The organism is Pseudomonas sp. LBUM1658, assembly GCF_059716055.1.
Genome location: NZ_CP166798.1, coordinates 905,847 through 917,549 on the forward strand (window position 1 = coordinate 905,847; position 11,703 = coordinate 917,549).

The 11,703-nt window shown below is 55.9% G+C and carries 14 protein-coding genes and 1 other RNA gene; 5 read left to right on the forward strand and 10 right to left on the reverse strand.

Annotation, left to right across the window (positions count from 1 at the left end):
• Nucleotides 1-11 precede the first annotated feature (11 nt).
• Both pmrG and ACA064_RS04155 read left to right on the forward strand, forming a co-directional pair.
• Nucleotides 12-686 carry a lipopolysaccharide core heptose(II)-phosphate phosphatase PmrG gene (gene pmrG, locus ACA064_RS04150; RefSeq protein ID WP_497672242.1) on the forward strand — a complete coding sequence of 225 codons (675 nt, stop codon included), beginning with the start codon at nt 12-14 and terminating at the stop codon, nt 684-686.
• Between the two features lie 34 nt (nt 687-720).
• Nucleotides 721-1,554, forward strand: coding sequence for a phosphatase PAP2 family protein (locus tag ACA064_RS04155; protein ID WP_497672243.1), 834 nt, complete (start codon nt 721-723; stop codon nt 1,552-1,554).
• A 52-nt stretch (nt 1,555-1,606) separates the two neighbouring features.
• Here ACA064_RS04155 and ACA064_RS04160 read toward each other — a convergent pair whose 3' ends face one another.
• From ACA064_RS04160 to ACA064_RS04180, 5 genes are all read right to left on the reverse strand, one after another.
• The gene (locus ACA064_RS04160) at nt 1,607-2,629 is read right to left on the reverse strand and encodes a sensor histidine kinase (RefSeq protein ID WP_497672244.1); all 1,023 of its coding nucleotides are present in this window, start codon (nt 2,627-2,629) and stop codon (nt 1,607-1,609) included.
• Nucleotides 2,630-2,638: 9 nt separating this feature from the next.
• Nucleotides 2,639-4,123, reverse strand: coding sequence for an ATPase domain-containing protein (locus tag ACA064_RS04165; RefSeq protein WP_497672245.1), 1,485 nt, complete (start codon nt 4,121-4,123; stop codon nt 2,639-2,641).
• The gene (locus ACA064_RS04170) at nt 4,120-4,554 is read right to left on the reverse strand and encodes a hypothetical protein (protein ID WP_497672246.1); all 435 of its coding nucleotides are present in this window, start codon (nt 4,552-4,554) and stop codon (nt 4,120-4,122) included. The genes ACA064_RS04165 and ACA064_RS04170 overlap by 4 nt, the downstream gene beginning before the upstream one ends.
• A gap of 163 nt (nt 4,555-4,717) precedes the next feature.
• On the reverse strand, nt 4,718-5,521 hold the full coding sequence (locus tag ACA064_RS04175; RefSeq protein ID WP_497672247.1) for an alpha/beta fold hydrolase: 804 nt from the start codon (nt 5,519-5,521) through the stop codon (nt 4,718-4,720).
• 64 nt (nt 5,522-5,585) lie between these two features.
• Complete coding sequence (locus ACA064_RS04180) at nt 5,586-5,831, reverse strand: DUF3079 domain-containing protein (protein ID WP_497672248.1); 246 nt, start codon at nt 5,829-5,831, stop codon at nt 5,586-5,588.
• A gap of 225 nt (nt 5,832-6,056) precedes the next feature.
• Between ACA064_RS04180 and ACA064_RS04185 the strand changes: the two genes are divergently transcribed.
• The 3 genes from ACA064_RS04185 (at nt 6,057) to ACA064_RS04195 (ending at nt 8,816) form a co-directional block, all read left to right on the forward strand.
• On the forward strand, nt 6,057-6,308 hold the full coding sequence (locus ACA064_RS04185) for a helix-turn-helix domain-containing protein (protein ID WP_497672249.1): 252 nt from the start codon (nt 6,057-6,059) through the stop codon (nt 6,306-6,308).
• On the forward strand, nt 6,305-7,504 hold the full coding sequence (locus ACA064_RS04190) for a type II toxin-antitoxin system HipA family toxin (protein WP_497672250.1): 1,200 nt from the start codon (nt 6,305-6,307) through the stop codon (nt 7,502-7,504). Before ACA064_RS04185 ends, ACA064_RS04190 begins: the two co-directional genes overlap by 4 nt.
• Nucleotides 7,505-8,381: 877 nt before the next feature.
• The gene (locus tag ACA064_RS04195; protein WP_497672251.1) at nt 8,382-8,816 is read left to right on the forward strand and encodes a hypothetical protein; all 435 of its coding nucleotides are present in this window, start codon (nt 8,382-8,384) and stop codon (nt 8,814-8,816) included.
• A 383-nt stretch (nt 8,817-9,199) separates the two neighbouring features.
• Here the strand turns inward: ACA064_RS04195 and ACA064_RS04200 are convergent, their stop codons facing one another.
• The 5 genes from ACA064_RS04200 to ACA064_RS04220 all read right to left on the reverse strand — a co-directional run bounded on the left by ACA064_RS04200 (nt 9,200) and on the right by ACA064_RS04220 (nt 11,602).
• The gene (locus ACA064_RS04200; protein WP_497672252.1) at nt 9,200-9,478 is read right to left on the reverse strand and encodes a PA2433 domain-containing protein; all 279 of its coding nucleotides are present in this window, start codon (nt 9,476-9,478) and stop codon (nt 9,200-9,202) included.
• 213 nt (nt 9,479-9,691) lie between these two features.
• A complete protein-coding gene (locus ACA064_RS04205; RefSeq protein WP_497672253.1) occupies nt 9,692-9,979 on the reverse strand; it encodes a PA2433 domain-containing protein in 288 nt (95 codons plus the stop codon).
• A gap of 208 nt (nt 9,980-10,187) precedes the next feature.
• Entirely contained in the window at nt 10,188-10,649 is a 462-nt protein-coding gene (locus ACA064_RS04210) for an isochorismatase family protein (RefSeq protein WP_497672254.1), read from the reverse strand.
• A gap of 183 nt (nt 10,650-10,832) precedes the next feature.
• Nucleotides 10,833-11,226: a transfer-messenger RNA gene (ssrA, locus tag ACA064_RS04215) on the reverse strand.
• Nucleotides 11,227-11,323: 97 nt separating this feature from the next.
• Complete coding sequence (locus ACA064_RS04220; protein WP_497672255.1) at nt 11,324-11,602, reverse strand: PA2433 domain-containing protein; 279 nt, start codon at nt 11,600-11,602, stop codon at nt 11,324-11,326.
• Between the last annotated feature and the right edge of the window lie 101 nt (nt 11,603-11,703).

Genomic DNA, 11,703 nt, shown 5'->3' on the forward strand with positions numbered 1-11,703 from the left:
GTGGGTTGGTTGTGGAATTAAGGCTCAATCTTATTGGTGTCAGACGTTCACTGGGCTTGAGTGGGGTTGCCAGGTATAGGAATGCGGCCGTCATATTGGTGTCCGCAGTGTTTGTTCTGGCACTGACCCTGTTTCTTCTAAAACCCGCGGCAGTTCCCGATCTGGCCAATGGCAACGCCTCGGTAATAGCGCAGCTGAAGGCGGATTGGGTCAAGGGCGAAATGATTGTGCTGGTTCGTCACGTCGAGCGTTGTGACCACTCCCGCGCCGCCTGCCTTGGCAGTGCCGACGGTATAACCGAGCGCTCGCGCAGCGTCGCCGCGACGATCGGTTCGCAGTTTGGACAGTTGGGTCTGAGCCAGGCGGATATCTACAACAGCCCGTTGACCCGAGCGGCGCAGACCTCTTCCTACATGTTCAATAAGGTCAGTTCAGGCCAGGACTGGCTGATCCGGTGTAAGGGTCGCATGCTGAGTGATGCCCTCGGCCACAAGGTGCCTGGCCGGAACCTGATCCTGGTGACGCACAGTGAATGCATGTCGCAGCTGGAAAGCGACATGAAGTTCTCTTCGTCGACGCTGGGTTACGGCGCATCGCTGTTTGTTTCAACCGCGGGAAAGGCTGGGAAGCCGCAGATGCTCGGTTTCATTGAAGCCAGCGACTGGCATTCAATAGTTACCAGATAACTAGGCGGGTTTGTCTCTTCAAACAGGAAAAAAGATGCTGACTTCTTCTCGCTACCGATTTTACTGGATGAATTTCGGTATCCCGTTGTTCTGCGCTGCCGTAGTGTTTTTGTTGTTTGATCTGACCACTCTGGATATTGCCTTCAGTGATCTTTTTTACGATCCGGCGACTAAGTTGTTTCCGTTGAACCAAGTTCGCCTGTTCGAACAAATCACCCACAAATGGGCACGGATCATTCCGAACTGGACAGGCGAAGCGGCGATTATCGGTGCGCTGTTATCGTTTCTCTGGCCGCGGTTGAAGGCCGAGAAACATGCCAGGGTCATCGTGTTCCTGGAGACGGTGCGGATTGCTCCACTGCTCAGGTTTGCGACCAGGCACCGCCGGGACTTCCTCTACGTGGTGTTTGCCTTCTCGATCTGTACCGGGGTCATCCATTATCTGAAAGGCCACACCAGCGTGTACTGCCCGGTTGAAACCACCCAGTACGCCGGCAAGATCGAACACAAAGAGTGGTACCAGAATTTCGACCTGCTGAAAGTCGCAGGCCCGGGCCGCTGCTGGCCAGGTGGTCATGCCTCGGGTGGCTTCACCATGCTCGCCTTGTACTTCGTGGCTCGCCGCTATCGCTGGCGGCATTCCAAAGCAATCCTGCATGGCTCGCTGTTGCTCGGCTTTGTCTATGGCACCACCCGGGTGCTGCAGGGCTGGCACTACATGTCCCACACCTTCTGGGCGGGGATCTTCGTCTGGCTCGCCTGCCTGCTGACGGCGCTGGCGTTTTACGGGCGAGCGCGGCTTGAGCTGCCGGTTCTGCAAAAGAATGAAGATCCGCTGGAGGGTGCTCAGCCGCAGTCGATTGGCTGAGGGGCCAGGGCAGGAGGTATCACTGACGGGACGGTGTTTTCGCGGGTAAAGGTCAATGCCCCGTTAATGGCAACCGGACGATGAACTCGCTCCCCTTGCCATCACCGTCGCTGAGGCCGATCACCGTGCCGCCATGGGCTTCGACCAGTTCGCGGACCACGGTCAGGCCGATACCCAAACCGGCTCCGTTGAAGCCGACGGCGTGCACGTCCTGGACAAAGGGGTCGAAAACAAACGGCAGTGCCTTTGCCGAAATGCCGATGCCGTTGTCGCAAATGTTCATCACCAGAGTGTCGGCTTCGACCGTTACGGACAGGCTGACGATGCCATCCGCAGGGGTGTATTTGGCCGCATTCCCCAGCAGGTTGCCCAGAATCTGAGTGAGGCGCACCGGGTCGCCGTTCACCGTCAGCGTCCCCTCCGGAAGTCGGGCGCTGAAATGCAACTGGTGAGCGCTCATCACTGGGCTGCACACTGCGATGGCTTCATGGATGATCTGCACCATGTCCACGACACCGCAATCGAGGCGCAACTTGCCGGTGCTGGCGCGGGATACGTCCAGCAGGTCGTCGACCAGCCGTGACATGTGCTGAACCTGGCCTTCGATCAGTGCCTGCATCCGCGGTAACTCTTCGCTCGGCACCCGCACCAGGCGCCCGGCGATCATGCTGATGGGGGTCAAGGGGTTGCGCAGCTCATGGGCGACCAGGGCGAGAATATCCCGTTGCTGGTCCAGTGCCTGTTCGGCCGAAGCTTGAAGGTTTTGTGCACTGAGTGCGGCGATCACCAGTTGTGCGTTGGCTTCGCGCAGTTCCAGGTACAGGCGTTGTTGTTCCGAGGGCAGCGGCGATTGTGCATCTGACTGCGCCAGGAGCATTGCCAATACCAGCTGTTGATTGGCCTCGATCAGTTGCTCGATCTGTTGGTTGTCGCCCAGACGATTGTTGGCATCGACCAGCTCTCGTTGCAGCGCGGCCAGCACAGCCCGCGCTTCAACGGTTTTTTGACCAAGCAGGAAGAGTTCGCGCGCGGCACTGGCTATCGCTCCCTCATTCTTGCCATCGGCCTCATTCATTGTGTGGACTCAAGCTTTTTTATCTCCGGGGTGGGCCACACCTGAACTCTGTTTGGTCGGCCGGCCACCCAGCAAGCCTTCTTGATCTGCAAGCATTTCGCCGATCTGCAAACCGTTTTCGTCGATGCGATACAGGCGCAGCTCATCGGAATGGGCGCTGGCCCTTACTTTGACCACAGCCATGATGCGTAGCAAGCGACTTTCCACTTCAATATAACGTTGAACGATGATCGCGTCGGTGAGAAAGGCTGTGCCGTAGGGGCTGAAACGCAGATCGGTGTAGCGGTCTTCAAGTTCGGAGGTCATCAATACGCTGACACCGACACTGGTCAAGGCGGTGACCATGCGGGCCAACGACTCGCGGAAGTCTTCGCGGAAGGTCGGTGCCAGTGCCAGCTCGAAGCCCGAAAGTGAATCAATGACCACTCGGGTCGCCTTCAGGCGAGTGATTTCGCTCAACAATAACTGGACGATTTCGTCGATGGACAGGTCTGGTGCACGACTGTCTACCAGCCCGACCTGACCGCTTTGGATCAGCTGAGTCAGCGTGGCACTTCGCAAATGATTGGGGCGTTGCTCGAACACCGCGATTACACCGGTTTCACCATTGCGGGCACCTTCAGCCAGGAAGGTGGCCGCCAGGATACTTTTCCCGGAGCCGGAAGGACCGGCCACCAGCAACGAATAGCCACGGGGAAGGCCACCACCGAGCATCTCATCCAGCCGCGGCACGCCCATTTTCAGGCGCGAAGGCGGCGTGCCATCGGACGGTTCGATCGGCTTCGCGTCATACACCGCTGCCGGTGCGAAGACCTTGATGCCCGAAGTGCCGATGCGGAAGGTGTGCAGCCCCGGCAATGTCGGCTGGCCGCGCATCTTCATGATTTCCATTTTGCGCACCATGGAGTTGCGCTGCACGCTCTGGCGCAGCCAGATCAGGCCGTCGGCCACGGTGAAAATCGGGTTGGTGTCGGTCTCGGTGAAGTATTCGCCAATCAGGAAGGTCGTCGCCTGCCAGGTAGTCATCAGCATGCCCAGCTGCTGAATGAACTGCGGCAGGTTGTTATTCGGATTGTCCTGGGTTCGGCTCGCGAGCACTACCGAGCGGAACGAGTCGACGAACACCAGTGCCGGACCGTGGGTTTCGACTGCGGCGACGATGCGCCGCAGCACCTCATCCAGGTCGCCCGCCAGCGTGTCGTCAGCCAAGTTGATATAGCGGACCGAGTGGTTGATCGCTTCGCTGTCGAAAAAGTCGAACTGCTGTTGGTAGCGCAGCATCTTCAGCGGCGGCTCACCGAGCACGGTGAAAAACAGCGCCGGACGTTCGGGTGTGGCCAGGGCGAACATCATCTGATGCGCCAGGGTGGTCTTGCCGCAGCCGGGAGGCCCGGCGATCAGGTTGAACGAAAACTCCGGCAATCCTCCGCCAAGCACCTCGTCCAGTCCTGGCACGCCAGTGGCCAAGCGGTTGATTGTCACTTTGGTGGTCATGACGAAGTATCCTGCGCGGGGCTGCCGCTCAAAGAATTTTCCCACACAACACTAAGCAATCGTGCGGTGAGTGAGGGCCCGATCAGTGTGGTCAGCAATTCGTAGAATGTTTTTAGAAACGCCTCACCGAAAAATAATGCTTCGGCTTCGCTTTGCTGAACAAGTACGGATTTGAGTTCCGTCAGATCCATGCCGGGCTGCACACTTTCATAGGTGCCGGCCAGGCGTGGATGGATGGAGGCACACAGATGGAGACTGCGGCGATAAAGCGCGGTAACCCCTTGCTGTCCGATAATCGGCGTAAGGGCTGCATCCATTTCTTGCAATGTCGCAACGATCGCATCGGCGACCTGGGCAATGTCAGCGTTGTGGCCAACGCGGTGCGCCAGAGAAGCTACGATCTGACTGCCCTCTTCGCTATCCGTGTGCATGGCTAACTGATATCTGGATGGACAGGTCCTGATGGTACACCCAAAGGCGTGTGCTCGAGACTGATTTAAGCTGATTTGCGCAGGTTTCCTGCTGCTGACCCTGATGTTGAGTCGACAGCAGGTTACATAACGCGAAACCTTTCGTTTGGGGCCAACAGAAGGCTCAGCTCCGTTCGATAAATTGTGCAATGACCTGATTGACGACGTCTGGATGAGTAACGGGACCCATATGGCCGAGTCCTTCGAACTGCACCAGTTCGACTTTAGGTAGAACACCGGCGAGCAGCCGTGCAACTCCTAGTGACGACGCCGGCGAGTGATTGCCTGTCATGTAGAGCACTGGAATGTCGAGCGAGCGAAAAGCCTCTAGTGGCGTCGGCTCGCTCAACAACGCGTGGGCCCAGCCGCGCACATTGACCACTGCGGCGGTGATGGATTGCTTGCGTGGCTGCGGGGTTCGCTTCCACGCTGCAGAACCCATCCAGTAATCAATGAATCGCTCGGCAGCGGCATCCTGGTTACCTGCATCGAGGGCTCGACCGGCGTCGGCAACGACTTCGCGTATCAGGTCCGCCTCATTGGGTGGGGGCATTTGCGCGTCAAGCAGCGAAAACAGCGTGGGCTCATACACCGCGATGGCACGCACCCGGTCGGGATTGCGCAAGGCGGCAATCAGCGAGACTGCGGCGCCATAGGAATGACCCACCAGTGTGAGAGGTGTGCCCGCTCTGGCGAGCACCGGCTCTACAAGCGCAACTTCGTCGCTGAGGGTGATGATCCGGTCGGATGGCCATGCAGGGCTCTTGCCTGCACCAAATGAATCGGCAGCCAGTACATGAAACCGTGGAGCCAGGCGCTCCAACAGCCCTCGCCACTGCGCCGAACTGCTCGCGTTGGCATGGAAACACACCACGCCCGGGCCAGCGCCCACGCCAGACTCCTGAAAAAAAGCTTCGATGAGTTCCACGCAGACCTCCGGGAGGAGGGGAATTGCGGACAATTATTTGCCTGAACGGGAAAAGAGGACAGTGCTATTTATCAACCTCTACCAGCTGGATGACACCGCTGCTCGGATCGTCTACTGGCTTTTGCTTCACGGTGGCCGGATCGATGCCCCAGTCCCCGTGCAAATACCAGTCATCGCCGATCATCTCGGCCGGATGCATGGTGCGGTCAGAGCCATTGCCACACGCCAGAGAACTCGCCGGACAATACCTGTCGCAGCCCCAGCAGATGCGCTCGGGATGTTTCGGGTGGATGGGGAAATTCTTGGCCATGCCGATCTCCAGGTGACGTGTAGGAGCGGCTTTCAGCCTACAGGGGCTGAATGGATACGCAGTTGATGGTGATCAAGAATGGGTAATTGATTGTGTGCGTTACGCAGTTGGGTTGAACGACAGCTTTGCACCTGACATCGATATGGCTCGAGTCGTGATCATTTTTGACATATTGATATGTCCTGTATACGATACATTTAAATTTCAATGTAACGATAATAGAACATGGACTATGATCTGCTCATCAGTCGCCTGGGTATTCAGATACGTGAAAAGCGGTTGAGCCGGGGACTGACACAAGCAGGTCTTGCGCGTATCGCTGGTTTGACGCGGCAAAAGGTGATTGCTGTTGAAAAAGGCACGCTTTCTGTGGGCATGAGCGCTTATGCGCGAGTATTGGGTGCTTTGGATTGTGAGCTCGCTGTCATTCCAGCAGTTATGCCGACATTGGATGAGGTTCAGGATCTGTTCGAATGAAAATGACCTCGCTGAAAGTCAGTACTCCAGAGGGTTACAGCGGTCGCATCCTGGTCAGCGCGGCGGATTACATTTTCCGCTACCACGAAGATGCATTTACCAACACGGCGATTAGTCTGCTCATGCCTGTGCGCACTGATGAGTTTCGTCGGCGAGAGTTGCACCCTATTTTTCAAATGAATTTGCCGGAAGGTTACGTACTGGAGCAACTGCGCAACCGCTTGGCCAAAACCGTAAATGTCGATCCCATGCTGCTACTGGCCCTTTCCGGTAGTAGTTCGCCGATTGGGCGGGTCCAGGTGCGCTCGCAAGCCGTTGATACATTACTTGGAGAGCAGCAGTTCCCGGGGGAAAAGCTCGAAGAAATTCTGACATGGGATGGTACGGAAGATATTTTTGCGGATCTCCTCGACCGCTACATTATGCGAGCCGGTATTTCAGGCGTCCAACCCAAGGTGTTGGTGCCAGAGCAGTCCGAACCGGCGCTGCAAAGAGTCACCTCGAAAACCTCAGACTTGATCATCAAGAGCGGCCGAGACGAGTTTCCAGGCTTGGCAATCAATGAGTTCCTCTGCATGTCCATCGCCAAGGAGGCGGGTATACCCGTACCGGAGTTTTATCTCTCGGACAATGCCAGGCTTTTTGTCATGCGCCGCTTTGATCGAGACGATCAGTTAAATCCGATTGGTTTTGAGGACATGGCGGCCTTGATGGGGCTTTCGGCCGAACAGAAATACAGCAAAAGCTATGCGGCAATCGCCAAGGCGATTCGATTGTTCTGCTCTACGCAGCACCTGCGAAGCTCACTTGATCAGCTATTCGATAGCGTGGCATTGAGCTGCATCGTCGGGAATGGCGATGCCCATTTGAAGAACTTTGGTTTGCTCTATTCAGATCCTACCCAACGCGATGCACGCTTGGCTCCGGCTTACGACATCGTCAATACGACTGCCTATATCCCGGAAGATGTTTTGGCTCTGGATCTGGTGGGTAACAAGTCGCTGTTCGCATCACGCCAAGGGCTTTTGGAGTTCGCGCAAACCTGCGAAATCGATCGACCCAGAGAACGCATTCAGAAGCTGCTGGCTGCACTTGAAGTTGTGCTCAAGCGTTACCCTCACCATCAGGAGCAGGCACCGCATGTGGTGAAGGCCATTCAAAAGGCAGCAGAGCCATTTTCCTTGACCTTCAGGTAAGTACTCATATCGATCACTTAAAAAAACAAGCGGCCTTGAGGCCGCTTGTTTTTACGACGACTAAACCGGCACCTGCAATCGTCTCCCGATGAGGTCCATCAAATCGCAGCCATCACGCAACGAAATAGCAAGCACCCGAGCAAAGTCGGTCTTCGAGTTCGTAGGACAGGTCCGCGGTCATGATATTGAGTGACGCAAGCGTCTCGCTGGCGTGAACCAACAGCTTGGCGGACCTCTTCGCGGGCAAGTCGGATCGCCGCACCGCCGCTCCCAGCATGGTAGCTTCCACGGCAAATCGTATGAGTCCATGGGCCGCTGATCCAAAACTCCAGATACAACACAGCCTGCACAAGGGGGGCACGGACCTCATACATTGGGTTGTTTCCCAACTGTTGGGTAAGTAAAAACCTCATGCCAAGTGTGAGCCTTTCAGGTTTCTCATTCAGAAGGGTGTAGCCATTCTTAGTTAGCGATTCAAATGAGCGTCTCTCTGGTTATAAGTAACTCTTCGGGCATTTTTTGAGTAATGGCTATTAGCAATCTTTCAGGCATTGCCTATAGTCTGAGCGTGTGCCATCGAGTAGTTTCCAAGTCACCATCAGGACAGAGTCAGAGTGATTGCTGGCCCGTATTTTGCGTGCAGTCTGTTCTGGGGGAAATCAGAGAGGAGGAGCGGGATGGTTTGGTTCTGGCTGTAGATGCTGAAAGCGAGCATCGCCAGGACCTGGAAAGCCTTGTTTGGGGTAACGAAACCTGACCCCGGGCAATTCCAGATTCGCCGATCGGGTATGTCCCGGTGTGACTTTGCCGTAGAGGCTATTGGCCACCATGGATGAGCTACCATAGTTGAACCGTATTTTTTTCCCAGGAGAAAGTCATGCCGCGTTTGGTCAAACCATCGGACTATGTACTCCAGGCTGTGATGGACAAAAAGGTCTATGTCCTGCCCTGGGAACGACGACTTTGTCCGGGTAATCCCACGGATGAACCCGAGCAAGGTGCTCTGCTCTACAACAAATACATTCTGAATTTCATACATGGTGTCACGCCGTTAACACCAGGCGAGCGGGTGGTCGAAATTGCGCAATGGTGTCTGGCAATGGCGGGAGAGCCTGCAAGAGCCTTGGCAGACGATTTGTCTGCGGCCTATCTGGATCGATACAGTTTTTTGCTCGCTGACTTGTCAAAATGTGATGATGAATCGAAGGAGTTTCGCGGGCATTTGGCGTTTTGGTCTGAGGAGATCAAAAAACTGCCAGCGAACCTGGTGATGGCTTTGCGCGCTCGTGCTGCGGGCCTCTTGCTATATTGACGACGCTTGTTGTCAGCGGAAAAACGGGGGCAGACCACGATTAGACAGGTAACAACCTGCTCACTCAATCGTGCTCCGACCGGGTTAAAAGCCCCGATCGTCCCAACGGCCCCCTTCACACCCTCTAAACTCTACTCTGTGCTTTAGGTGGGATGCCGTCGTGAAGAAAGCATTTTGATCACGCCGACTTTATCGATCAGGTTGATAAACATTCGGTTAAGGCCATTGGTTCGGTTTTGTCATTTGATTCCCCCTACGGGAGTTGAGACTCTGCTTACGCAGGCCCTCGAACTCGCTGTCTGGTGAATCCAGTCAAGCAGCAAGTCCCGCGCCGGATACGCAACGCAGGTCAGAAGGCCAATCCGCAGGCCGGCCGGACTTGATTACGGATTGGGCTCGCTTGACAGTTTGTCGGCGCGTGCCAGCGCCTGTGTGGCCTCGGTGACACATTTATCATTATCACCGGCGGACTGGGACGCTTGAGCACTGGCCTGCAGCCTTTTGATCTCCAGCACTGCGCTCTCGGACGTCGCCGGCAACGAGGTGACCTTGTCTCTGAGTTCTTGCAGCTTTGCGGTACAGAGGTTGTTGTCCGCAGCGAATACAGGAGAGGCCAACATTGCAGCGCAAATGAACAAACCAGCGAGTGCGGTACGTTTCATAGGTATCTCCTTGAGCTGAAGGTCTCGGTGCTGCCGAGCGTTCGGGCGGCTCTGTCGAGATCGGATATAAGCCACCTTTGCCGGGGCCTAAACAAAAGACTACAGCGGCGTGCAGGAATTCTGTTCTTTCCTCAAAAAAGTAGATAAGCAGCCGTCGGTATTACATGCGTAGCTGGGCAGAAGGCCAATACGACGATTGGCCTTCACTCTCGCTTACTGACCGCCTTTGGTGTTGTTCTGGATTTTCTGCATCGCCTGGGTGGTCAGGGCAATGCATTCTTTGGCCCCGTCCTCGGTGCCCTTGGCTTTAGCAGCCGTGGCCTGATGAATAGTGGCATCGATATCGGATTTCAAGCCCTCGCTCATTTGCGCGGTGCTTACCTTGGCGTCTCTGATTTTTTGCAGGTTGATGTTGCAAAGATCATCCTGAGAGCCAGCAAACACCGGGGAGGCCAAGATTGCAGCGGTAATGAACAGTCCAGCCAGTGCAGAACGCTTCATGGGTATCTCCTGGTTACTGACGGTCTCGGTGCTGCCGATCAACTGGCGGGCTGGCCGAGGTCGGTTATAAGCCTCATTCAATGGGGCCTAAGCAAAAGACTATAACCATGCGCAGGAATTCGGTTTTGATTTCGAGATAAGAAGAATAAACCGGCATTGGCCCAGAAAAGGGGTCGTCTGCTCTTGATCTCTGTACGTCAATTTCCGCTCACACCTCGCTCAACTCGACTGTGTGCTTGAAGTGATGCTGCCAAAGCCTGATCCCCAATCCACCTGTGCGATCCAGTGACGAACCCACCGTCAAATCCGTAATCAAGGTCGGTTGCAGCCCCGCATCGAACAGCGCAAACCCGGCGGCCAGACAGCAGGTCTCGGTTTGAAGGCCACACACCCGGACGCGATCCACATTCAGGCTTTTCAGGTATTGGATGGTTTCCATGGAGGGCGCGTAGCCGTGTTTGATGAAGATACGATCGGCCTGGACCAGGCTGTCGTCGTCCGGCGCGGGATGCCAGCCGAGTTGTTTCTGGAAGGGGGTAATGGATTCGTCGTGGCGTTCGATGGTGGCGACGGTGGGCAGAGTGCCGAGCAGTGTCTGGATGCCTTCGATCAGCCATTGCGGTGGGGAGAAGCTGGATTGGACGTCGATGATCAGAAGGGCTTGGCGCATGGGGGGGGCTTCGAGCTTGGGACGGGAATGGGGCGGGGTGCCGTTCATGCAGTGTCGGGTTTTGTGCCAGCCGGGCGGGCCTCTTCGGGGGCAAGTCGGATCGCCGCACCGCCGCTACAGGGGTTTGTGTTGTCCCCAGATGCAACAAAGCCCGCACAAGGCGGGCTTCGTTGATGCTTCGTTTGGTGGAGCCGGGGGGATTTGAACCCCCGTCCGCCAGTACTCCGCTGTCGGTACTACATGCGTAGCCGTGTCTATTAAGTTAACCCTCAGCGACCCGACGGGCAGGGTGCATTGGGCGAGTTGTGTAAGTTTTAGCCGATTCGTCCACAACGTACTGCACGGCGATTCTGTTCTATATGACAATCACTTTGGGTTTACAGACATCCCCTGATGATTGCTGGACCCGAAGGTACCAGGAGGGAAGGGCTAAGGCTGCTTACGCAGCGAGAGCGTATTCCCCGTAGGTTTCGTCATTGGCAACTATAAGAAGTTGCAACAGTGGATTTACGAGTTCTGTTACCAACTCGGCATGCACCTAAAGTTTCGCAACCGGCGTCGAATCCTAAACGGCCCCGAACTCACTGCTCTGTGAATCAATTCGAGCAGCAAGCACGTGTAGTGTACGTCAACGCGGGCCATAAGGCCAACCCGAAGGTTGGCCTGTCAGTGCGTCAGCCTTTGTTGGCAGGAGATCTTGTCTGGATTTTCTCCAGCATCATGGTTGTTTCTTCGATGCACTTTTTGTCATCGCCAGCTTTCTGGGCATCTTGTGCGCGTTTGAGCGCCGCTTTGACGTTATCCGTGGCGCCCTCTGAGGTGGTGGGCAGGGTGGCGAGCGCGTCTTCCAGTTGTTGCAAATTTGAAGCACAAAGATCTTTGTCCGCAGCAAACACCGGTGAGGCCAACATTGCAGCAGTGATGAACAATCCAGCTATTGCAGAACGCTTCATGGGGATCTCCTTATGCATGAGGGCTCGGTGCTGCCGGTAGATGGGGCGGCTTGCCGAGGTTGTTATAAGCCCGATCGCAGGGCCTGACTAAATGACTATAG